At 73.2% G+C, this 22,721-nt stretch carries 20 protein-coding genes and 1 pseudogene; 11 read left to right on the forward strand and 10 right to left on the reverse strand.

What is annotated here, in order from left to right:
• Positions 1–26: 26 nt before the first annotated feature.
• Together H9X71_RS14660 and H9X71_RS14665 are read right to left on the reverse strand one after the other, a co-directional pair.
• Positions 27–296 (reverse strand): hypothetical protein, encoded by a 270-nt coding sequence (locus H9X71_RS14660; RefSeq protein WP_191147729.1) that lies wholly within the window; start codon positions 294–296, stop codon positions 27–29.
• 2 nt (positions 297–298) lie between these two features.
• Positions 299–973 carry a DUF308 domain-containing protein gene (locus H9X71_RS14665; protein WP_213017206.1) on the reverse strand — a complete coding sequence of 225 codons (675 nt, stop codon included), beginning with the start codon at positions 971–973 and terminating at the stop codon, positions 299–301.
• Positions 974–1,319: 346 nt separating this feature from the next.
• Between H9X71_RS14665 and ppgK the strand changes: the two genes are divergently transcribed.
• The gene (gene ppgK, locus H9X71_RS14670; RefSeq protein WP_191147730.1) at positions 1,320–2,204 is read left to right on the forward strand and encodes a polyphosphate--glucose phosphotransferase; all 885 of its coding nucleotides are present in this window, start codon (positions 1,320–1,322) and stop codon (positions 2,202–2,204) included.
• A 65-nt stretch (positions 2,205–2,269) separates the two neighbouring features.
• A complete protein-coding gene (locus tag H9X71_RS14675; protein WP_191147731.1) occupies positions 2,270–3,433 on the forward strand; it encodes a glycerate kinase in 1,164 nt (387 codons plus the stop codon).
• Between the two features lie 54 nt (positions 3,434–3,487).
• Here the strand turns inward: H9X71_RS14675 and H9X71_RS14680 are convergent, their stop codons facing one another.
• Both H9X71_RS14680 and H9X71_RS14685 read right to left on the reverse strand, forming a co-directional pair.
• Positions 3,488–4,696, reverse strand: coding sequence for a glycosyltransferase (locus tag H9X71_RS14680; RefSeq protein WP_191147732.1), 1,209 nt, complete (start codon positions 4,694–4,696; stop codon positions 3,488–3,490).
• Positions 4,697–4,772: 76 nt separating this feature from the next.
• The gene (locus H9X71_RS14685; protein WP_191147733.1) at positions 4,773–6,323 is read right to left on the reverse strand and encodes a SulP family inorganic anion transporter; all 1,551 of its coding nucleotides are present in this window, start codon (positions 6,321–6,323) and stop codon (positions 4,773–4,775) included.
• 217 nt (positions 6,324–6,540) lie between these two features.
• On the opposite strand from H9X71_RS14685, the gene H9X71_RS14690 reads away from it, so the two are divergent.
• The 3 genes from H9X71_RS14690 (at position 6,541) to H9X71_RS14700 (ending at position 9,155) form a co-directional block, all read left to right on the forward strand.
• On the forward strand, positions 6,541–6,930 hold the full coding sequence (locus H9X71_RS14690; protein WP_191147734.1) for a MerR family transcriptional regulator: 390 nt from the start codon (positions 6,541–6,543) through the stop codon (positions 6,928–6,930).
• Positions 6,931–7,017: 87 nt separating this feature from the next.
• Entirely contained in the window at positions 7,018–8,643 is a 1,626-nt protein-coding gene (locus H9X71_RS14695) for a peptide chain release factor 3 (protein ID WP_191147735.1), read from the forward strand.
• A gap of 161 nt (positions 8,644–8,804) precedes the next feature.
• Entirely contained in the window at positions 8,805–9,155 is a 351-nt protein-coding gene (locus H9X71_RS14700; RefSeq protein WP_191147736.1) for a CHY zinc finger protein, read from the forward strand.
• A gap of 173 nt (positions 9,156–9,328) precedes the next feature.
• On the opposite strand, the gene dnaB is transcribed toward H9X71_RS14700, so the two are convergent.
• The 6 genes and pseudogenes from dnaB to H9X71_RS14730 all read right to left on the reverse strand — a co-directional run bounded on the left by dnaB (position 9,329) and on the right by H9X71_RS14730 (position 14,542).
• The gene (gene dnaB, locus H9X71_RS14705; protein ID WP_086518435.1) at positions 9,329–10,708 is read right to left on the reverse strand and encodes a replicative DNA helicase; all 1,380 of its coding nucleotides are present in this window, start codon (positions 10,706–10,708) and stop codon (positions 9,329–9,331) included.
• A 453-nt stretch (positions 10,709–11,161) separates the two neighbouring features.
• Positions 11,162–11,614: a 50S ribosomal protein L9 gene (rplI, locus tag H9X71_RS14710; RefSeq protein WP_012039647.1), complete on the reverse strand. Its 453-nt coding sequence runs from the start codon at positions 11,612–11,614 to the stop codon at positions 11,162–11,164.
• A gap of 11 nt (positions 11,615–11,625) precedes the next feature.
• A complete protein-coding gene (gene rpsR, locus H9X71_RS14715) occupies positions 11,626–11,889 on the reverse strand; it encodes a 30S ribosomal protein S18 (protein WP_012039648.1) in 264 nt (87 codons plus the stop codon).
• 36 nt (positions 11,890–11,925) lie between these two features.
• Positions 11,926–12,480, reverse strand: a complete 555-nt coding sequence (locus H9X71_RS14720) for a single-stranded DNA-binding protein (RefSeq protein WP_086515642.1) — start codon at positions 12,478–12,480, stop codon at positions 11,926–11,928.
• 102 nt (positions 12,481–12,582) lie between these two features.
• A pseudogene (rpsF, locus tag H9X71_RS14725) lies at positions 12,583–12,927 on the reverse strand (30S ribosomal protein S6); the annotation flags it as partial.
• A gap of 184 nt (positions 12,928–13,111) precedes the next feature.
• Positions 13,112–14,542 carry a CCA tRNA nucleotidyltransferase gene (locus H9X71_RS14730; RefSeq protein WP_191147737.1) on the reverse strand — a complete coding sequence of 477 codons (1,431 nt, stop codon included), beginning with the start codon at positions 14,540–14,542 and terminating at the stop codon, positions 13,112–13,114.
• A 93-nt stretch (positions 14,543–14,635) separates the two neighbouring features.
• Here H9X71_RS14730 and H9X71_RS14735 point away from each other — a divergent pair, with 93 nt between their 5' ends.
• From H9X71_RS14735 to H9X71_RS14760, 6 genes are all read left to right on the forward strand, one after another.
• On the forward strand, positions 14,636–16,921 hold the full coding sequence (locus tag H9X71_RS14735; RefSeq protein WP_191147738.1) for a DUF6049 family protein: 2,286 nt from the start codon (positions 14,636–14,638) through the stop codon (positions 16,919–16,921).
• A gap of 36 nt (positions 16,922–16,957) precedes the next feature.
• A complete protein-coding gene (gene murJ / locus H9X71_RS14740) occupies positions 16,958–18,589 on the forward strand; it encodes a murein biosynthesis integral membrane protein MurJ (protein ID WP_191147739.1) in 1,632 nt (543 codons plus the stop codon).
• 156 nt (positions 18,590–18,745) lie between these two features.
• On the forward strand, positions 18,746–19,780 hold the full coding sequence (gene trxB / locus H9X71_RS14745; RefSeq protein WP_191147740.1) for a thioredoxin-disulfide reductase: 1,035 nt from the start codon (positions 18,746–18,748) through the stop codon (positions 19,778–19,780).
• Positions 19,781–19,856: 76 nt separating this feature from the next.
• Positions 19,857–20,180 carry a thioredoxin gene (gene trxA, locus H9X71_RS14750; RefSeq protein WP_012039655.1) on the forward strand — a complete coding sequence of 108 codons (324 nt, stop codon included), beginning with the start codon at positions 19,857–19,859 and terminating at the stop codon, positions 20,178–20,180.
• A 174-nt stretch (positions 20,181–20,354) separates the two neighbouring features.
• Positions 20,355–21,677 (forward strand): aminotransferase-like domain-containing protein, encoded by a 1,323-nt coding sequence (locus tag H9X71_RS14755; protein WP_191147741.1) that lies wholly within the window; start codon positions 20,355–20,357, stop codon positions 21,675–21,677.
• A gap of 33 nt (positions 21,678–21,710) precedes the next feature.
• Positions 21,711–22,676 carry a D-alanine--D-alanine ligase family protein gene (locus tag H9X71_RS14760; RefSeq protein ID WP_191147742.1) on the forward strand — a complete coding sequence of 322 codons (966 nt, stop codon included), beginning with the start codon at positions 21,711–21,713 and terminating at the stop codon, positions 22,674–22,676.
• The last annotated feature ends 45 nt before the right edge of the window (positions 22,677–22,721 follow it).

The raw sequence follows: 22,721 nt of genomic DNA on the forward strand, positions 1-22,721 counted from the left end.
GCTCGACGGCCGGTCCGACGGGCGGCTCAGTGCCGGGTGGGCCGGTCCGGGTGGTCCTGCTCGTCCATGTCCTGCAGCTCGTCGCGGTTCGGCTTGAACGACAGGGCGAGCATGGCGAGCATCACGAGGGCGCCGATGAAGGCGACGCCCGTGAAGATGACGACGACGGTCCACGCCTGCGCGTCGCCCGGTCGGGTGCTGAGCGCGACGATCACGCCGACGAACGCGGCGAGCGCCGCGGCGATGCCGAGCAGCTCGGCGGGTCGCATGCGGTCCTTGCGGATGTCAGAAGTCACGGTCAGCTCGCGCTCTCGGTCGTTCGGGGGGCGTCCGCCGCGGAGGTCGCGGTGGGCGTGGAGGTGCCCCATTTCATGCTCAGTGCGGCGATGACCAGGAAGACCCCGACGATCGCCGCGTAGGCGCCCAGGAGGCCCACGGCCACGACGGGCGCGGTGAGCTGGCCCTCGCGCTGCTCGACGCCGCCGTACTGGACGACGAGGTCCGGCGGCACGAGGAGGAACGCGACGGCGAGGACGACGGTGAGCGCGCCGGCCGTGATCGCATCGCTGGCGCCCGGCACGCGGCCGCGCGAGCGCAGGCCGGCGACGAGCTCGAGGAAGCCGGTGACGACGGCCCAGACGCTCACGACGTAGAGGAGCACGAGCACGCCGCCGTCGCGCGCCAGCAGCGCCGCGACACCGGCCACGATCGTGAGGGCGCCCTGGACGACGGCGCTCGTGCGGAGGCCCGCGGCCGGGCCGCGGAGGGCGCGGGCGCCGAGGCCGGCGGTGATCAGACCGGAGACGATCGCGAAGACGCCGAAGGCGGCGAGGCCGAGGGCCGGCGAGTGGTCGCTGGAGAAGGTGATGAACGCGGCGAGCGCCAGCGCGGGCAGTGCGCGCAGCAGGAGGACGGGCCAGTACGCCGCCCGGAACGTCAGCTCGTCCTCGGACACAGCGGCCTCTCTCTCCATCCGGGCCAGCCTACTCGGTGGGTTCCTGGGCGGATGCTCGGCCGGACGCCCGCGACGACGGCCCGGGCGGGCTGGCCTAGGCTCGTCGGGTGACGAGTCCCCTCCCCCGTCTGGCCGCCGCGGCGGTCGGCGCGGTCGTCGGGCTCGCGGTCGTCTGCGCCGTGGGCGTGGCCTGCGGGATCGTCTACGCGAACCGGGCGTTCTGAGCCGCGGCGGCCCCGCGGCCGTCGGCTCGGGATCCGCGGCTCGGGTCCACCCGCTCCGCCCGCCGTGCACCCGCACCGCGCAGCCCGCATCACGCCAGCCGCACCACCCGACCCGCACCACGCAACCGAGAGGCCCCGCCGTGTCCCAGCCCGAGACCCCGCCGCGGCCTTCCTCCGAGAGCGGACGGCCCGTCGGCGGCTTCATCCCGGTCGACCGCGCCGTCGTCGCCGCCCCCGAGGGCGCGGAGGCCGCGCTCGCGCACCGCGACCGGCTCGCGCTCGGCATCGACATCGGCGGGACCACGCTCAAGGCGGGGATCGTGGACGTGACAACGGGGATCCGGCTCACCGAGCGCATGACGGTCGCCAAGCCCGTCGGCGGCGAGCCCGAGGACATCGCCGACGTCATCGCCGAGATCGTGCTCGCGCTCACGCCGGACGAGGACCTGCCCGTGGGGGTCGGCGTCCCCGGCATCGTGCGGGACGGCATCGTCCGCTCCTCCGCGCACATCTCCGACCGCTGGCTGGGCATGGACGCGCGCACCGCGATCCGCGAGCGCAGCGGGATCGACGTGCTGACCGTCAACGACGCCGACGCGGCGGGCGTGGCCGAGCTCGAGTACGGGGTGCTGCAGGGACGCGGCGGCTTGGTGATCCTCACGACGCTCGGCACCGGGATCGGCACCGCGCTCCTGCACGACGGGAAGCTGATCCCGAACAGCGAGCTCGGCCACGTCCACATCGACGGCGGCGACTACGAGATGCAGGCGGCGTTCTCCGCGGTGCGCCGCGAGGGCATCACGTTCGAGGCGTGGGCGGCACGGCTCGAGAGGTACTACCGCCACCTCGAGTCGATCATGTCGCCCGACCTGATCGTGGTCGGCGGCGCGGCCGCGCACGAGTTCGCGCGGTTCGAGGGGTTCCTGCGCCTCGACACGGAGATCATCGCGGCCAGCCGGGGCAACGACGCCGGGCTCGTCGGGGCCGCGCTGCTCGCGCACCGGGCGGGCGTCGCGCCGGACTGAGCGCGGCGGCGGGACGGGGCTCGCCCCACCCGCACGCGCCGACCCGCACGCGGCAGACTGGCCGCATGAGCACCGCCGCTCCCCCTCCCCCGCGTCGACGCCCGCACCCGCGTCCGCTCCGCGTCGTCGTCGCGCCCGACTCGCTCACGGGATCCGCCACGGCCGTCGACGCCGCCCGGGCCCTCCGCCGCGGCTGGCTCCGCGCGCGCCCGGACGACGACGTCGCGCTCGCGCCCATGGCCGACGGCGGGCAGGGCACGCTCGACGTGCTCCAGGCGGCGGTGCCGGGATCCCGCCGCGTGCCCGTCCGCGTCACCGGGCCCGACGACCGGCCGGTCGACGCGCACTGGCTGCTCCTGCCGGACGGCACGGGCGTGGTCGAGGTGGCGTCCACGAGCGGCATCACCCTGCTCGATCCGCTCCGCCCGCTCGCCGCGCACACCCGCGGCTTCGGGCAGGCCATCCGCGCGGCGCTCGACGCGGGCGTGCCGCGCCTCCTGCTCGCGCTCGGCGGCAGCTCGTCCACCGACGGCGGCCTCGGGGCGCTCCGGGAGCTGGGCGCGGAGGCGATCGGCGCCGACGGTTCCGCGGCGGGCGACGGCGGCGGAGCGCTGGCGGGGATCACCGCGCTCGACCTCACGGGCCTCCGCGCGCTCCCGGCGGAGGGCGCGCGGATCCTCGGTGACGTCCGTGCGCCGCTCACCGGCCCCGCCGGCGCGGCCGCCGTCTACGGGCCGCAGAAGGGCGCGACGCCGACGGACGTCGTCGCGCTCGACGCCGGGCTCGCCCGCCTCGCGACCCTGCTCGGCGTGGATCCGACCACCCCGGGCGCCGGCGCGGCGGGCGGCACCGCGGCCGGCCTGCTCGCGTGGGGCGCGGCCTGGACCTCCGGATCCGCCGGGGTGGCCGCCGCGATCGGCCTCGCCCCGCTCCTCGCCGACGCCGACGTGGTGATCACCGGGGAGGGCCGCTTCGACGCCGCGTCGCGGACCGGGAAGGTCGCGTCCCACGTGCTCGACCTCGCCCGCGCGCACGGGACCGCAGCGGCCCTGGTCGCGGGCGCCGTGGCCGCGCCCACCGACGGCTTCGCGGCCGTGCGCTCGCTCACCGACCTCGCCGGATCCGGCGACGCCGCCCGCGCGGACGCCGTCGCGTGGCTCGAGCGCGCGGCCGAGGACCTGGCGCGGGATCCGGGTCTGCTGGCCGCGCTGCGCGACACGGCGCCCTGACCGCGGCGGCCGGAGCCGATGCCGGGGCCGATGCCGGCATCGTGATCCGCGCCGTCAGCCCCGCGACCCCGCCACGGCGTCCGCGACGAGCCGCTCCCGCGCCAGCCGGTACTCGGCCGCGACGTCCGCCGCCGCGACGTCCCACGTGTGCCGCGCCGCGTGCTCGCGCGCCGTGGCCGACAGCCGCGCGAGGGCGGGCCGGTCGGCGAGGAGGTCGCGGATCGCGCGGGCCCAGTCGGCGGGATCCCGCGTCGCCACGAACACGCCGCTCACCCCGTCGCGCACCGAGTCGACGAGCCCCTCCGTGCGCGAGGCGATCACGGGCGTGCCGCACGCCGCCGCCTCCAGCGCGACGAGCCCGTAGGTCTCGGCCGCCGACGGCATGAGCGCGAGGTGCGCGCCGGCGAGGGTCCGGGCGGTCGCGGCGCGGTCGAGCGCGCCGGCGAACACGACGTCGTCCTCGAGGCCCAGCGAGCGCACGAGCGCGTGCAGGCTCGCCGCGTACGCGTCACGGCCGGGCGAGACGCCGCCGGCGATCACGAGCAGCGGCCGGGTCGCCGGGTCCAGCAGGGCGAGGGCCCGGAGCGCGACGTCCTGCCCCTTGAGCGGCTGGATCCGCGCCAGCAGCACGATCCGCACCCGCCCGCCGCCCTCGCGCCCCGATGGCTCCCGCAGGAACGCCTCCTCCACACCCGGCGCGACGACGTGCACGGCCGCCGGATCCGCGTCGTACGCCTCCACGAGCAGCCGCCGCTCCGACTCCGCCGACGCGACCACGAGGTCGGACGCGCGCACGAGCCGCGCCTCCTCGGCCAGCCGCGCCGCGGGCTCCGGGGTGTCGCCGGCCACGAGCCGCCGGTTCTTGCCCGCGGACACGGAGTGCAGCGTCAGCACGTGCGGCACGCCCCAGGCGCGCGCGACGGGCAGGGCCGCGACCGCCGACAGCCAGTAGTGCGCGTGCACGACGTCGGCCGGCGGCAGCGCGGCGAGCGCGTCCGCGAACTCCGCCGTGATCCCCGGCAGCTCCTCCTTGGCGACGGGCCCGACCGGCCCCGCCCGCAGCGCCACGAGCTCCACGCCGGGCGCGACCGGCGTCGTCGGCGGGTCGGCGGGATCCGTCGCGCGCGTGATCAGCCGCACCTCGTGCCCCTGCCGCCCGAGGCTCCGCGCGAGCTCGAGGAGGTAGACGTTGAGGCCGCCCGCGTCGCCGGTGCTGGGGGTCTGGATCGGCGACGTGTGCATCGAGACGAACGCGATCCTCATGCGCCCGATCCTACGAGCGGCTGCCGCGCCCGCCCGCCGCGGCCGCCCGCCGCGCCCGCCCGCCGCCGGCCGCGCGTCAGCCCTCGCCGCCCAGCCGCCCCGCGAGCCGCCCGTGCATCCGGAGGCTCGCGTCGTTCATGCCGTCGATGTCGACGGTCGTGCCGCGGCGCGCGTACTTCGTCGTGATCGCGTCGAGCGCGGCCACCGTCGACGCGTCCCACACGTGCGAGCCGCTCATGTCGATCCGCACGCGCGCCGGGTCCTCCGCGTAGCGGAACTGCGTCGTGAGGTCGTTGCTCGACGCGAAGAACAGCTCGCCGACCACGCGGTACTCGGCGACGTCCTCGCCGTCGGCGCCCGCGACCACCGTGCGCTCCACCGTCGCGAAGCGCGCCACCCGCCGGGCGAACACGACCATCGCGGCGATGACGCCCACGACCACGCCGATCGCGAGGTTGTGCGTCGCCACGACGACGGCCACCGTCAGCGCCATCACGAGCGTCTCGCCGAGCGGCATGCGCTTCAGCGTCGACGGCCGGATGCTGTGCCAGTCGAACGTGCCCACCGAGACCATGACCATGACGGCGACGAGCGCGGCCATCGGGATCACGGCCACCACGTCGCCGAGCACCACCACGAGGAGCAGCAGGAACACCCCGGCGAGGAACGTGGAGATGCGGGTGCGCGCGCCGGAGACCTTCACGTTGATCATCGTCTGGCCGATCATCGCGCAGCCGCCCATCCCCCCGAACAGGCCCGAGAGCACGTTCGCGGCGCCCTGGCCCCACGTCTCGCGCGTCTTGTGCGAGGGCGTGTCGGTGATGTCGTCCACGAGCTTCGCGGTCATCAGCGACTCGAGGATCCCGACGAGCGCCATCGCGAGCGCGTACGGCCCGATGATCCCGAGCGTCTCCAGCGTGAGCGGCACCTGCGGCAGGAACAGCTCCGGCAGGCTCCGCGGCAGCTCCCCCTGGTCGCCGACGGTCGGCACGGCGAGCGCGCCCAGCACGGTCGCGCCCGTGAGCAGCGCGATCGCGACGAGCGGCGCCGGCACCACGCGCGTCACGCGCGGCAGCAGCACGAGGATCGCGATCCCCACCGCCACGAGCGGGTACACGAGCCACGGCACGTCCACGAGGTTCGGGATCTGCGCCGTGAAGATGAGGATGGCGAGCGAGTTGACGAAGCCGACCATCACCGACCGCGGGATGAACCGCATCAGCCGTGCGACGCCGAGCACCGCGAGCACGACCTGCAGCAGCCCCGCGAGGATCACGGTGGCGAGGAAGTACTCCATGCCGTGCTCGCGCGCGACCGGGGCGATGACGAGCGCGACGGCGCCCGTGGCCGCCGAGATCATGGCCGGCCGGCCGCCCAGGAACGCGATGGTCACGGCCATGACGAACGACGAGAAGAGGCCCACGCGCGGATCCACCCCCGCGATGATCGAGAACGAGATGGCCTCGGGGATCAGCGCGAGGGCCACCACGAGGCCGGCGAGCGCCTCGCGCGTGAGGATCCGCGGCGTGCGCAGCGCCTGGAGCACGGTGGGCGACGGCGCGGGGGCGGCCGGGGCGGCGGATCCGGCGGGCGACGGCTCGACGGCGGCGGGGGGCGTGACGGACACGGTGCTCCGATCGGGAGGAGGAGGACGGCAGGGGACGGGCGTCCCGCGGCGCTGGCCGGTGATGCGGCGGCACGGCGACGCGGGTGGCGGTGCGGCCCCCGTTCGGGGGCCGACGGCGCCGCTCCCGGCATCGGGGAGAATGGGCGGACGCGGTCACCCGGCCGTGGACCACCCTACCCTACCCTCACGTGAGGGAAGAGTCTGCCTGGAGGCCCGCATGACGCGACCCGCCGGCCCCGCGACCATGCAGATCGGCGAGCTCGCCGAGCGCACCGGCCTGTCGCACCGCACGCTCCGCCACTACGACGAGACCGGCCTGCTCCGCCCGTCCGGCCGCTCCGACGGCGGCTTCCGCCTCTACACGGACGACGACCTGGAGCGCCTCCTCCTCATCCGCCGCATGAAGCCGCTGGGGTTCTCGCTGGAGGAGATGATGCGCCTGCTCGAGGTCACCGACGCCCTCGACGCCGCCGCGCCCGACGACGACACCGCGTCCCTGCGCGCCGACCTCGCCGCCTTCATCGCCGACGCCGAGGAGCGCCGTCGGCGCCTGGCCGACCACCTCGGCATGGCCGACGAGTTCCTCGACCGCCTCCGCGCTCGCTGATCCCGCGGAGCGGCCGGCCCGCTCCGCCCGCCCGCCGCCGCCGGCCCGCGGCGGGACCCTCCCGCGACGGCCTCGTACCATGGGGAGGTGTCGACCATCACCCCTCCCCGCGCGCCCGCCTCGGCCTCCGCCTCCCCCGTGCTGCGCGAGGCGTCCCGCCGTCGCACCTTCGCCGTCATCTCCCACCCCGACGCGGGCAAGTCCACGCTCACCGAGGCGCTGCTGCTGCACGCGCACGCCATCGGGTCCGCGGGCGCGGTCCACGGCAAGCAGGGGCGCAAGTCCACGGTCTCCGACTGGATGGACATGGAGAAGGAGCGCGGCATCTCGGTGAGCTCCGCGGCGATCCAGTTCACCCACCGCGACACCGTGATGAACGTGGTCGACACCCCCGGCCACGCCGACTTCTCCGAGGACACCTACCGCGTGCTCTCCGCGGTGGATGCCGCGATCATGCTCGTCGACGCCTCCCGCGGCCTCGAGACCCAGACCATGAAGCTGTTCGAGGTGTGCCGCCAGCGCCGCATCCCGATCATCACCGTCATCAACAAGTGGGACCGCCCCGGACGCGAGCCGCTCGACCTCATGGACGAGATCAAGGAGCGCACGGGCCTCCTCCCCACCCCGCTCACCTGGCCGGTGGGCGAGTCCGGCGCCTTCTTCGGCGTCGTCGACCGCTCCACCGGCGAGTGCGTGCACTTCACGCGCACGGCCGGCGGCGCGAGCATCGCCCCCGAGACGCGCATGTCGCCCGACGAGGCGCTGGCGGCGGCCGGATCCGCGTGGACGAACGCGGTCGAGGAGAGCGAGCTCCTGCACGAGGAGGGCCAGGACCACGACGAGGAGTCTTTCCTCGCGCGCCGCACCACCCCCGTGCTCTTCGCGGCCGCCGTCCTCAACTTCGGCGTGACCCACATCCTCGACGCGCTCGACGCCATCGCCCCGGCCGCGCAGCCGCGCCCCGACGAGCAGGACCGCACGCGTCCCGTCGAGGAGGACTTCTCCGGCTTCGTCTTCAAGGTCCAGTCGGGCATGAACACCGCGCACCGCGACCGCCTCGCCTTCATGCGGATCTGCTCGGGCGTCTTCCACCGCGGCATGACCGTCACGCACGCCCAGACCGGCCGCCCCTTCGTCACCAAGTACGCCCAGCAGCTCTTCGGCCGCGAGCGATCCACCGTCGAGGACGCCTACCCGGGCGACGTCGTCGGCCTCGTCAACGCGTCCAACATCCGCGTGGGCGACACGCTCTTCGACGGGGCTCCCGTCACATTCCCGCGCCTGCCGCAGTTCGCCCCGGAGCTCTTCCGCGTCGTCCGCTCGAAGGACACGAGCACGCACAAGCAGTTCCGCAAGGGCATCGAGCAGCTCGACCACGAGGGCGTCATCCAGGTGATGCGCTCCGACCTCCGCGGCGACCAGGCCCCCGTCCTCGGCGCCGTCGGCCCCATGCAGTTCGAGGTCGTCGTCGAGCGCATGACGAACGAGTTCCGCGCCCCGCTGCGCATGGAGCCGCTCGAGTACCAGGTGGCCCGCATCACCGACGCGGCCTCCGCGCCGGCCCTCGCGAAGACCATCGGCGTCGAGGTGCTCGTGCGCTCGGACGGCACGCACATCGCCCTGATCACCACTCCGTGGCGCCTCAAGGCCATCCAGCGCGACAGCCCCGAGCTCACCCTCATCGACGCCGCGACGGCCCTCCCCGACGCGTGATGCGCGCGTGACCCCCTCAGCCGGTCACGGCGCTCGAGCGCTCCGCCAGGGCCAGACCGTGACCTCCTCGACCGGTTGCGGCTCTGCCCCTGTGCGCGGCTGGATCACCGCGTGACCGATCCGGCCGGCCGCGCGAGGCCCTCGCGCAGGAGCTCGCGGCGATGACCGGCTCCGCCGTCCACGACCCCGTGGGCGACCCGGTGCTCGTCCGCGGCCCGGCCGTCGACGCCGAGACCCGCTGCATCCACTACGGATCCGCGCTCGACGTCGTCGCCCTCCGCGCCCCCTGCTGCGACGCCTGGTACCCGTGCCACCTCTGCCACGCCGCCGTCGCCGACCACCCCCTCGAGGTGATCCCCCGCACCGAGCACCACCTCCCGGCGGCCCTGTGCGGCGTCTGCCGCGCGACGATGACCGTGCCCGAGTACCTCGCAGCGGACTCCTGCCCGAGCTGCGGTGCGGCCTTCAACCCCGGCTGCGCGGCCCACGCGCACCTCTACTTCGCGCCCTGACGAGGACGCGGAGGCCCGTGTCGCGAGCCGCCAGCCGCCCCTGACCGATGCCTGGGGCCACCCCCTCGGCTCCCGGAACACGGCACGGCCCGGCGCACGCTCGGTCCGTCAGCACCCGGATGCGCGTGCTCGAGCCCAGGCAGGCGTCAGCGCGCGAGCCAGCCAGCGTCCGCCTATCCGCCCGCGGGCATGTCCGCGAAGCGCGAGAAGTGCCCGTGGAACCCGACCGTGATGGTGCCGGTCGGGCCGTTGCGGTGCTTGGCGACGATGAAGTCGGCCTCGCCCGCGCGCGGGTTGTCCTTCTCGTAGGCGCTCTCGCGGTGCAGCAGGATGACCATGTCGGCGTCCTGCTCGAGCGATCCCGACTCGCGGAGGTCGGAGATGGCCGGCATCTTGTCGGCGCGCTGCTCGGGGCCTCGGTTCAGCTGGGACAGCGCGATGACGGGCACCTGCAGCTCCTTCGCCATGAGCTTCAGCGCACGCGAGAACTCCGAGACCTCCTGCTGGCGCGACTCGACCTTCTTGCCGCTCGTCATGAGCTGCAGGTAGTCGATGACGACGAGCTTCAGCCCGACCTTCTGCTTGAGCCGGCGGCACTTGGCCCGGATCTCGACGAGCGTCATGTTCGGGCTGTCGTCGATGTAGAGCGGGGCGTCGTTGATGCGGCCCCGGGTCTGCGCGATGGTCGTCCAGTCACGGGCGTCCACGGTGCCCTTGCGCATGCTCTGCAGCGGCACGGAGGCCTCGGCGGAGAGGAGGCGCATGGCGATCTCGCTGCGCCCCATCTCCAGGCTGAAGAAGATGGAGGGCATGTCGAACTTGATGCTGGCGGCGCGCGCGAAGTCGAGCGCGAGCGTCGACTTGCCGAGCGCGGGGCGCGCGGCGACGATGATGAGCTGGCCCGGGTGCAGGCCGTTGGTGAGCGCGTCGAGGTCGGCGAAGCCCGTGGGCACGCCGGTCATCTGGCCGTCCTTGCCCTTGGCCGCCTCGATCTCGTCGATGGCCACCGTGACGGCGTCCGTGAGCGGCACGTAGTCCTCCGCCTCGACCCCGCCCGTGACGCCGTAGATCTCGGCCTGCGCGTTGTTCACGAGGTCGACGACCTCGCCCTCGCTGGCGTAGCCCATCTGCACGATGCGCGTGCCCGCCTCGACGAGGCGCCGGAGCACCGCCTTCTCGGCGACGATGGACGCGTAGAAGCCGGCGTTGGCGGCGGTGGGCACGACGCTGGTGAGCGTGTGGAGGTAGTCCGCCCCACCGGCGCGGCTGAGCTCGCCGAGCTTCGTGAGCTCGTCCGTGACCGCGATGACGTCCGTCGGCTCGCCGTGGGAGTACAGCGACAGGATCGCGTCGAAGATGATCTCGTGCTTGGGGATGTAGAAGTCGATGGCCCGCACCTGCTCGACCGCGTCGGCCACCGCGTCCTTGCTGAGGAGCATGCCGCCGATTGCGCTCTGCTCGGCGAGGAGGTCGTGCGGCGGCGTGCGCTCGTGACCCGCGCGCTTGTCGCGCTCGTCGCGCTCACCGGCGAGACCCAGATGGGCGATGGACACGTGCGGCTCCCCTCGGTCGGCTGGGCGGATGCGCCCGCACGACCGTTCTAGCTCGGACCTCCGACACCGCCCGGGCGGCGTCGGCCGGACCGCTAACGGGCCCATCGCGACCCGTTCGACGGGCGCTGCCCCACGATATGGAGCGACCCCCTGCGGCACCAAATGCACCTGTGGACGAGGTTGTGGACAAAGTGGGCGAAACGCCGGGGATCGTGTGGACTACCTGGGGAGAAGCATGTGCACTACCGACGGATTATGGCCCCGAATGCCGCCCTGACCAGGGATCCGGAGTTCCACACCCGATGTGGGAAAACTAGTCTGCACCAGGGCTTGAGAGTTCTTCTGCTAGGGCCTCGCCTGTGGATGGAGCTGGGGATCGAGGGCCCCCTGACCGGCTTGTTAACGACCGGTGGCGGTGGGCATCACGCCCACCGCCACCGACTTCGTGCAGCGTTACTTCGCGGCGACGACCTGCAGGCTGATCGTGGCGACGATGTCGTCACGGAGCCGGATCGTGGCCTCGTGGTTCCCCGTGGCCTTGATGGCGTTGGGGATCTCGATCTTGCGCTTGTCGACCTGGCCGATGCCGGACTCCTCGACCGCCTTGGCGATGTCGGACGTCTTGACGGAGCCGAAGAGGCGTCCGCCCTGGCCGGCCTTGACGGTCAGCTTGACGATCTTGGCCTCGAGGCGGCTCTTGAGGTCCTGCGCCTCCTCGATGGTCGCGTGCTCGCGAGCGGCACGCGCGGCCTTGATCTGCTCGATCTGCTTCTCGCCGCCGCGGCTCCAGATGACCGCGAAGCCCTGGGGCACGAGGTAGTTGCGGGAGAACCCGTTCTTGACCTCGACGACGTCTCCGGGGGAACCGAGGCCGGAGACCTCGGTCGTCAGGATTACTTTCGACATTCCATTACCCCTTAACGGCCGGAGCCGGCGTAGGGGAGAAGTGCCATCTCACGCGCGTTCTTGACTGCGCGCGCGATGAGGCGCTGCTCCTGCACCGAGACACCGGTGATGCGACGAGCGCGGATCTTTCCCCGCTCGGAGATGAACTTGCGGAGGGTGGCGACATCCTTGTAGTCGATGACGCCGACGCGGATGGACTTCGCCGGGGCGGCGTTCTTGCCGCCCTTGGCTCCGCGGAGAGGCTTGCGGCGGTCGCCGCTGCTCTTTCCAGCCATGATTCTTCCTGTCTTTCGTACGTAGTGCGACGAGCCCTAGAAGGGCGTCTCGTCGTTGAAGTTGCCGGGGTTGGACCAGCCGCCGTCGCCGCCGCCGGAGTTGCCGCCGGAGCTCGCGGGGGTTCCCCACGGCTCCTCGGCCACCTGCTGCTGCTGGGGCTGTCCGCCGCCGAACTGGCCGCGACCACCGCCGCCGGAGTTGCCCCCGCCGGAGTTGCCGCCGCCGCCGGCCGCGCGCGTGACCTGAGCGGTCGCGTAGCGGAGCGAGGGGCCGATCTCGTCGACCTCGAGCTCGATGGAGGTGCGCTTCTCGCCCTCCTTCGTCTCGTACGACCGCTGCTTGAGCCGGCCGGTCGCGACGACGCGCGAGCCCTTGGTGAGCGAGGACGCCACGTGCTCGGCGAACTCGCGCCACACGCTCGCACGGAGGAAGAGGGCGTCGCCGTCCTTCCAGTCGTTGCTCGCGCGGTCGAAGGACCTCGGCGTGGAGGCGATGGTGAAGTTGGCTACCGCCAGCCCGTTCTGCGTGTACCGCAGCTCCGGATCACTGGTGAGGTTGCCCACGACCGTGATGATGGTTTCGCCGGCCATCGACTACTCCCCGGTCTTCTCGCTGGAAGCGGCCTGCGCCGCCGGCTTGCCGGGCGTCGCCGGAGCGGCGTCCGTGGCGGGCGCCTGGGGCGCGGCGTCTGCGGCCTTGGACGTGGCGGCGGCCTTGCGGGCGGCCTTCTCGTCGGCGAGCTTCGCAGCGGAGGCGACCATGGCCATGGCCTCCTCGGCACGCAGCACCTTGGTGCGCATGACGGCCTCGGACAGACCCAGCTGGCGGTCGAGCTCCTGCGTGGCCTCGCTCGTGGCGGTGAGCTGGACGACGGCGTAGATGCCCTCGTTCTTCTTGTTGATCTCGTACGCCAGTCGACGACGGCCCCAGACGTCGACGTTGTCGACGGTGCCACCGCTGGTGCGGATGACGTTGAGGAACTTGTCGAGACTGGGAGCGACGGTGCGCTCATCGATCTCGGGATCCAGGATCACCATGAGTTCGTACTGATGCGTCACTAACCCACCTCCTTCGGACTTGAACGGTCGCAGACGATCTGCGACAGGAGGGTATGTGCATCTGTCCGCGCGGAGGAGGGGAATCCCGCCGCCGGGCGGACAACCTCGCAAGACTACCGGATGGGGAGGAGTCGCACCAGGCCGCCGGCCGCGGAGACGCGGATCAGGCCTGCTCGGCCGCCCACCACGCGACGAGGCGACGCTCGGCCTCCTCCTCGGGGAGCGGCCCCTCGTCCAGGCGGAGCTCGAGGAGGAAGCGGTAGGCGCGGCCGACGACGGGGCCCGGCGGGACGTCGAGGATCCGCATGATGGCCTCGCCGTCGAGGTCCGGGCGCACGGCGGCCATCTCCTCCTGCTCGGCCAGCTCGGCGATGCGGGTCTCGAGGTCGTCGTACGCGAAGCCGAGGCGGTCGGCCTTGCGGCGGTTCTGGGTGGTGACGTCGGCGCGCGTGAGCATGTGCAGGCGCTCGAGCTCGGGACCCGCGTCGCGCACGTACCGGCGGACGGCCGAGTCGGTCCAGCCGCCCTCCGTGTAGCCGAAGAAGCGGAGGTGCAGCTCGATGAGGCGGGCCACCGAGGCGGTGGTGTCGTTGTCGAAGCGCAGCGCCCGGAGGCGGCGCTTGGCCATCTTGGATCCCACCACGTCGTGGTGGTGGAAGGTGACGACCCCGCCGGGCTCGAGGCGGCGGGTGGCCGGCTTGCCGATGTCGTGGAGGAGGGCGGCCAGGCGCAGGACGAGATCGGGCGCCTCGCCCGGGTGGCGCGAGCGCTCGTGGTCGATGGCCTGGTCGAGCACCTGGAGGGAGTGCTGGTAGACGTCCTTGTGCCGGTGGTGCTCGTCGGCCTCGAGCTTCATCGCCGGGAGCTCGGGCAGCACGTGCTCGGCGAGGCCGCCCTCCACGAGGAGGTCGAGGCCGGCGCGCGGCTCGGGGGTGCGCAGGAGCTTGGAGAGCTCGTCGCTGACGCGCTCGACGGAGATGTCGAGGATCCGCGGCGCCATGTCGCGGATGGCGGCGAGTGCGGCGTCGTCGAGGCGGAAGCCGAGCTGGGACGCGAAGCGGACGGCGCGCATCATGCGGAGCGGGTCGTCGCCGAAGGAGACCTCGGGGGCCACGGGCGTGCGGAGCAGCTGGGAGAGGAGGTCGTCGATGCCGCCCGACGGGTCCACGAGGACCACTTGCGGCAGGCGCACGGCGAGGGCGTTGACGGTGAAGTCGCGGCGCACGAGGTCCTCCTCCAGGGAGGAGCCGAACTCGACCTCGGGCTTGCGGGAGACGCCGTCGTACTGGTCGGTCCGGTAGGTCGTGATCTCGACCTGCTCGCCCTTCACCCGGGCGCCGATGGTGCCGAACGCGCGACCGATGTCCCAGTGGGCGTCGGCGACGGGCTTGACGATCTCGAGGATGCGGTCGGGGCGTGCGTCCGTCGTGAGGTCGAGGTCGGTCGCGGCCCGGCCGAGGAAGGCATCGCGCACAGGCCCGCCGACGAGGGCGAGCTCGTGGCCCGCCTCGTGGAACGCGCGGGCGAGCACGGCGACCGGGGGCGATGCGGCCAGCTCGCGGAGACGCTCGAGGGCCTGTGCGACGCTGTGCATGGTCGGACAGTCTACGGCGGCGGCGCGACGGGCATCCGGCGTCCACGGCGAGCGCGCACGGGCCGTGAGGGGCGGGCGCTTTAGAATGCCCAGATGCACGCCGCGCCTCGACACGACGCCGGCCCCACCCGCACGGACAGAGCCCTCCGGCTGATCCGGCGATCCGCTCGACGCACGATCTCCACCCTCGTGTGCGTCACGGTCGCCGCCGGGACGCTCGCCGCCGGGACGGTCGCCGGTCCGTCGACCCCGGCGCGGGCGGCCACCGAGGGCGTGACGCTGGCCGTGACGCCGGCGGCCGAGGGGATCCTCACCCCCGGCGCCGACCTGGCCGTCACCGTCACGGTCGTCAACGCCACCGACGCCGCGGTGCCCGCGGGCCGCATCGACCTGGACCTCAACCGCACCGTGCTCGACACGCGCGCGGAGCTCGACGGCTGGCTCGACACGGCGTCCACCGACGCGAACGCGCGCACCGGACCGCGCATCGGACGGGTCGACTCCCCCGAGGTCCCCGCGGGCGGCACGGTCGACGTGCCCCTCACGGTGCCGGCCGCCACGGTCGCGCTGCAGGGCAACCGCGGCGGCTTCGGGCCGCGCGGGCTGACCGCCGAGCTCGAGGCGGGCGGCGCCGACGTCGCGACCGCCCGGGGCGCGGTCGTGTGGAGCCCGGGAGCGGATCCGGTACCCACCCCCGTCGCGGCCGTCTTGCCGCTCACGGTGCCGCCCAGCGCGTCCGACTTCATCGACGCCGAGGCCCTCGCGACCTACACCTCCCCGAGCGGGACGCTCACGCGCCAGCTCGACGCCGTGCTCGACCGGCCGGTCGCGGTGGGCATCGACCCGCGGATCATCGCGTCCATCCGCATCCTCGGCGCCGACGCCCCCGCCTCCGCCGTCGAGTGGCTGCAGCGCCTCCGCGAGATGCCGAACGACACGTTCGCGCTCGCGTGGGCCGACGCCGACGCGGCCATCCAGGCGCAGGCGGGCGCCACCACCCTCCTGGCACCCACGGACACGAGCTACGCCGTGCAGGCGTCGCGCTTCGCGGCGCCGGGGACGACGCCGACGCCCAGCCCGACGTCCACCCCGACCGAGGAGCCCACGGCCACGGAGGCCCCGGCCGCGAGCGGCTCACGCGGGGGATCCGCGGCCGCGGGCCTCTCCACCCCCGAGCCCTCCGGGTCCCCGACGCCCACGCCGAGCCCCACGGCCGGTGAGGCGCCCCTCTCCCCCGCTCCCGGGCTCGCCGACCTCACCGCCTGGGACTACACGATGTCCGGCTTCTCGTGGCCCGCCGCCGGCACCGTCACGTCCGGCGACCTCGGCGTGCTCGCCGCGAGCGGCGCCACCACCGCGATCCTCGGCAGCGGCGACGTGCGGTCGACGGGCACCGCGCGCGTCGGAGCCCGGGGCACCGTGGGCGACACCACCGCTCTCGTCACCGACGAGCGCGTCTCCGCACTCGTCGACCGCGCCCTCTCCGCGCACACCGACGAGGCCTTCGGCATGGCCCTCGCGCAGCTGTCTGCGACCCTCGCCGCCGACGCGCGCGAGGCGGACGGGCACGTCGTCGTCGCGGGCCTCGAGCGCGGCTGGGCGGCCTCGAACGGACGCCTCGGGCAGCTGCTCGACGCGATCCAGGCCCTCCCCTACAGCGACACCGCGCCGGTCTCCACGGCGCTCGGCAGCGCGTCCACGCCCCTGCAGGTGGTGGACCACCCCGAGGACGCCGAGCGCGTCCGCCGCGTCGCCGACGCGATGTCGCTCGAGGCGCAGGTCGCCGCGTTCGCGAAGGCGGTGGAGAAGCCCGAGCTCATCACCGGCCGGCAGCGGCTCCTCCTCCTCTCCACCCTCTCCGTCCGCTGGCGCGACGACCCCGACGGGCTGGTGACCGTCCAGGACGGTTACGTCTCCCAGGCCGATCTCGTGCTGTCGTCGGTCGCCATCACCACCCGGCAGAACACCGTCATCAGCGACACCACGAGCCTGCTCATCAACGTGAGCAACGAGCTCGACCAGCCCGTCACCGTGCGGCTGTCGATCATCGCGGGCAGCGGCCGGATCCGCGTCGACGACTCCGCGGTCGTCACCGTCCCGGCGCACGGCAGCGCGTCGGCTCGGCCGCCCATCACCGCCATCTCCAACGGCGACGTCGTCGTCACCGCGCGCCTGACCACCGAGGACGGCGACGTCCAGATCGGCGACAGCGCGCCCGTGGAGCTCTTCATCCGCGCCGGCTTCGAGGCCGTCGTCACGACGCTGTTCGTCGCCGCGGTCGCGCTCCTGTTCGGCTTCGGCCTGTTCCGCAGCATCCGCAAGCGCCGCCGCGCCCGTGCCCGGCAGCTGGCCGGCCTGCCCGAGGAGATCGATGACTGACCGCACCGCGTCGCGCACCCACGGATCGGACGCGGCGTGACCGCGGCCCCCGCTCCCCGCGGCGGCGGCATCGGCCGAGCGTCCGCCCTCCTCGCCTCGGGCACGTTCGTCTCGCGCATCCTCGGCTTCGTCAAGGCCATCGTCCTGCTGCAGACCATCGGCGCGACCCTCGGCAGCTCGAACGCCTTCTCGAACGCGAACCAGCTGCCCAACAACATCTACGTGATCATCGCGGGCGGCGTCCTCAACGCGGTCCTGGTGCCGCAGGTCGTGCGGGCCGCCAAGCACGCGGACGGCGGCGCCGGCTACATCAACAAGCTCGTCACCATCGCGATCGTCGTGCTCGGCGGCGTCACGGTGCTCGCGACCGTCGGCGCGCCGGTCGTGTCGCGTCTCTACGCCGCCACCCTGCCCCCGGACGTCTTCGCGCTCGTCGTCGCGTTCGCCTACTGGTGCCTGCCGCAGATCCTCTTCTACGGGCTCTACGCCGTGCTCGGCGAGGTGCTGAACGCCCGGGGGTCCTTCGGGCCGTTCACGTGGGCGCCCGTCCTCAACAACGTGGTCGCCATCGCCGGCCTCCTCCTCTTCCAGGCGATGTTCGGCTCCGGCAGCCGCCCCGTCGACGACTGGAGCCTCGACAAGATCGCCGTGCTCGCCGGATCCGCGACCCTCGGCGTCGTCGCCCAGGCGCTCATCCTCTTCGTGTTCTGGCGCCGCGTGGGTCTCCGCTTCCGGTTCGACTTCGCCTGGCGCGGCGTCGGCCTCGGCACCGCGGGCCGCCTCGCCGGGTGGACCTTCGGCATGCTCGTCGTCACGCAGCTCGCCGGGATCGCGCAGTCGAACGTGGCGAACATCGCGGCCACCTCGGACAGCCCCTCGAGCACGATCCTGCTCAACGCCTGGCTGTTCTTCATGCTGCCGCACTCGATCTTCGCGGTCTCCATCGCCACCGCCTACTTCACGCGCATGAGCACGCACGCGGGTGAGGGCGACCACGATCTCCTGCGGCTCGACCTCTCCTCCGCCATCCGCACGGTCGCCCTCATGACCGTGCTCTCGACAGCGCTCATCGCCGTGCTCGCGGGTCCCGTCGCGCGCGTCATGGTCTCAGGGGACATGGGCGAGGTCCGCGGCTACGGCATGGTCCTCATCGCCTTCATCCTCGGCCTGCCGGCGTTCAGCACGCTCTTCGTCCTGCAGCGCGCCTTCTACGCCCTCTCGGACACCCGCACGCCGTTCCTCATCCAGTGCGCGCAGGTCGTGGTGTTCATCGCCGGCGCGCTTGTCATCTCCCAGCAGCCCGTGGAGCTCATCGGCGTCGGGCTCGCGGTCCTGCAGACGGTCACCGTCACCGGCCAGGCCGTGCTGGCCGCGGTCCTCCTGCGCCGGCGCATCGACCGCATCGACGGGCGGCGGATCCTCCGCAGCTCGGTCCGCTTCGCCGTCGCGGCCGTCCCCTCCGCGCTCGTCGGCATCGGGCTCCTCACCCTGATCTCCGGCGGGCCCTTCGAGGGCGTCGGCGTCGCGTCGAAGGGCTCGGCGCTCCTCGTCGGGATCGTCGTGGCCGCCGTCATGACGGCCGTCTACCTCGCCGCCCTCGCCGCCATGCGGTCCTCCGAGCTGCAGCAGCTCGCCGGCCCCGTGATGCGCCGCATCCGCCGCCGCTGACCGCCTCTCCCGTCGGCGTGGCGCCGCCCCGCGACCCGCGTCCGCACCCGCGCCGCCGCCCGGTGGAGGCCAAGGAATAGCCGCTACCGTGGGTCTGTTGCAGAGGTGAGCGGGCGCCGGGAAGGTGCCCCGCCGAGCAGTGGAGGAGAAGCCGTCGTGCGTCAGATCATCATCATCGGTTCGGGTCCCGCGGGGTACACGGCCGCCATCTACGCCGCGCGCGCCAACCTCACCCCCCTCCTCATCGCGAGCTCGGTCGAGGCCGGCGGCGAGCTCATGAACACCACCGAGGTCGAGAACTACCCGGGCTTCCCCGAGGGCATCCAGGGCCCCGACCTCATGATGGCGATGCAGGCGCAAGCCGAGCGCTTCGGCACCGAGGTCGTCCTCGACGACGTCACGTCGGTGGAGCTGGAGGGCGACGTCAAGCGCGTCACCCTCGGCAACGGCGACGTGCACGAGGGCCTCGCGGTCATCGCCGCGACCGGATCCGCGTACCGCAAGCTCGGCCTCCCCGCCGAGGACCGCTTCAGCGGCCACGGCGTCTCCTGGTGCGCCACGTGCGACGGCTTCTTCTTCCGCCAGAAGACCATCGCGGTCGTCGGCGGCGGCGACAGCGCCATGGAGGAGGCCACCTTCCTCACGCGCTTCGCGGAGAAGGTCTACGTGATCCACCGCAAGGACAGCCTGCGCGCCTCCAAGATCATGCAGGAGCGCGCGTTCGAGAACCCGAAGATCGAGTTCGTCTGGAACGCGCAGGTCGTCGACATCACCGGCGGCGAGAAGGTCGACGGCGTCGTGCTCGAGGACACGGTCACCGGCGAGCAGCGTCCCCTCGCGCTCGACGGCCTGTTCATCGCCATCGGCAACGACCCGCGCACGCACCTCTTCCACCAGCAGCTGGAGCTCACCGCCGAGGGCACCATCGCCGTCGAGGGTCGCTCCTCGCGCACCAACCTGCCGGGCGTCTTCGCCGCCGGCGACGTGATCGACCCCACCTACCGCCAGGCCATCACCGCGGCCGCGTCGGGCACCATCGCGGCGCTGGACGCCGAGCACTTCCTCGCCTCCCTGCCCGACGCCCTGCTCGACGCGGCGTCCGACGGCCCGGACGGTCCCGCGGGCCACGGCGCTCCGGCGGCCGGCAGCGTGGTCGACCCCGACGGCGAGCTCGTCGGCGCCGAGCAGTAGCCCTCCGCGCTCCGGCGCCCACCCCGAAGGATCCGGGAACCGCCCGGATCCACCCGAACCACACGAAGGAGCACTCATGTCCCACTCCCGCGACGTCACCGACGCCAGCTTCCAGGCCGACGTCCTCGACGCCGAGAAGACCGTCATCGTCGACTTCTGGGCCCCCTGGTGCGGCCCCTGCAAGGCCGTCTCCCCCGTCCTCGACCAGATCGCCGCCGAGAACCCCGGCATCGAGCTCGTCAAGATCGACGTGGACGACAACCCCGAGATCGCGATGAAGTACAAGATCACCTCGATCCCGGCCATGAAGGTCTTCCAGAAGGGCGAGGTCGTCAAGACCGTCATCGGCGCCAAGCCGAAGCCGGCCCTCGAGCAGGAGTTCGCCGACTTCCTCAAGTAGGCAGCTCGCGCCACCGGCGCGACGAGCACCATCCGGAGGGCCCGGCACCACGAGGTGCCGGGCCCTCCGTCGTCCCCGTGGACGTGGCCGCTCCGGCGGTGCCCGGCCATGCCACCGGGATCCCCCGCGGCCTCCCGTTAGGCTGATCGGCAATCGGACAGTGAGAGACGTGACGTGACACCTGCAGGCAGCCCCCGCGATCCCGCGGGCACCAACCTCGACCCCTGGTTCCCCCACTACGCGGAGAGGACCTCGGGCCTCAGCGCCTCCGAGGTCCGCGCCCTCTTCGCCGTGGCCTCGCGACCCGAGGTGGTCTCCCTCGCCGGCGGCATGCCCTTCGTCTCCGCCCTCCCGCAGGAGCTCATCGTCACGGCGATGGAGAAGGTCATGCGCGAGCGCGGCCCCGTCGCCCTGCAGTACGGCGGGGGCCAGGGCACCCCGGAGCTCCGCGAGGACATCCTCGAGGTCATGGCGCTGGAGGGGATCCGCGGCAGCGTCGACGACATCGTCACGACGACCGGGTCGCAGCAGGCGCTCGACCTCGTGACCAAGCTCTTCATCGACCCGGGCGACGTGATCCTCGCCGAGGCCCCCAGCTACGTCGGCGCGATCGGCGTCTTCCGCAGCTACCAGGCCGTGGTCGAGCACGTGGTGATGGACGACGACGGCCTCGTGCCCGAGGCGCTGCGCGAGGCCATCGCGCGGATCCGCGGCGAGGGGCGCACCATCAAGTTCCTCTACACGGTCCCCAACTTCCACAACCCGGCCGGCGTCACGATGTCCGCCGCCCGCCGCCCGGAGATCCTCGAGATCTGCCGCTCGAACGACATCCTGGTGCTCGAGGACAACCCCTACGGCCTCCTCTGGTTCGACCGCCCCGCACCGGACGCGCTGCGCAGCCTCGACGACGAGGGCGTCATCTACCTCGGCTCGTTCTCGAAGACGCTCGCCCCCGGCTTCCGGGTCGGCTGGGCGCTCGCACCGCATGCCATCCGCGAGAAGCTGATCCTCGCGCAGGAGTCGGCTGTCCTCTCCCCCAGCTCCTTCAGCCAGCTCATCATCTCGGAGTACCTGCACGCGTCCGACTGGAAGGGCCAGATCGACACCTTCCGCGGCGTGTACCGCGAGCGGCGCGACGCCACGCTCTCCGCCCTCCAGGAGCACCTGCCGGGCCTCAGCTGGACCGTGCCGAACGGCGGCTTCTACGTGTGGCTGAAGCTCCCGGAGCAGCTGGACTCGAAGCAGATGCTCCCCCGCGCCGTCACCGCCCTGGTGGCCTACACGCCGGGCACGGCCTTCTACGCCGACGGCCGCGGGCGCGACGCCATCCGCCTGTCGTTCTGCTATCCCACTCCTGAGCGGATCCGCGAGGGCGTCCGTCGCATGGCCGGCGTCATCGACGACGAGCTGGATCTCCTCAGCACCTTCTCGGGCACGGGCCAGCTCGCGTCCCGCCCCACCACCTCCGTCGCCGCGCCGCCGCCGGACCTCGACTGAGCCTCCCTCCCGACCACGACCGGATCGAGCATCATGACCGCACACGACCCCCTCTCCGTCGTCGTCCTGGCGGGCGGCATCTCCCATGAGCGCGACGTGTCGCTCCGCAGCGGCCGCCGGGTCGCGGACGCCCTCCGCGGCGCGGGCGTCAGCGCCTCGCTCCGCGACCCGGACGCCACCCTGCTCGACTTCCTCCGCGACACCCCTCCCGCGGTCGTCTGGCCCGTCCTCCACGGCGCCAGCGGGGAGGACGGCGCGCTCCTCGGCCTCCTCGAGCTCGCTGGCGTGCCCTACGTCGGGTCGTCGGCCCGCGCCGCACGCCTCGCCTGGGACAAGCCCACCGCCAAGGCCCTGGCCGAGGCTGCCGGCATCCGCACGCCGCGCTCCGTCACCCTCCCGAAGGACACATTCCGCGAGCTGGGCGCGGCAGCCGTCCTGCGCCTGGTGACGGAGACCATGCCGGCCCCCTACGCGGTGAAGCCCGCCCGAGGAGGATCCGCGCAGGGCGTCACGATCGTGCGCGAGGCCGATGCCCTCCCCCGCGCCATGGTCGACGCGTACACCTACGGCGACGTCGCGCTCATCGAGCAGCTCGTCGAGGGCACGGAGCTCGCGATCGGCGTCCTGGACACCGGGAACGGGCCCGAGGCCCTGCCCGCCACCGAGATCGTCCCCACGTCCGGCGTGTACGGCTACGAGGCGCGCTACAACGCGGGTCTCACGCGCTTCTACACCCCCGCCCGCGTCTCCCCCGCGGAATCCGACGCCGCGGCGGAGGCGGCCGTCGGGATCCACCGCGCCCTCGGCATCGGACAGGTCTCGCGCGTCGACATCATCGTCGACAGCGCGGGCGCTCCCTGGTTCCTCGAGGTGAACGTCATCCCCGGGCTGACCGAGACGTCGCTGCTCCCCCAGGGGCTGGCCGCGGCGGGCATCGACGTCGGCGACCTCTACCGCCGCCTCGCGGAAGCCGCGCTCGGCGCAGCCTCCTCCGACTGACCGCTCCGACACGCGGTCGACGCCGGGGATCGCACGAACTGCTGT

Origin of the sequence: Clavibacter zhangzhiyongii, from assembly GCF_014775655.1 — a bacterium.
Classification (GTDB): domain Bacteria; phylum Actinomycetota; class Actinomycetes; order Actinomycetales; family Microbacteriaceae; genus Clavibacter; species Clavibacter zhangzhiyongii.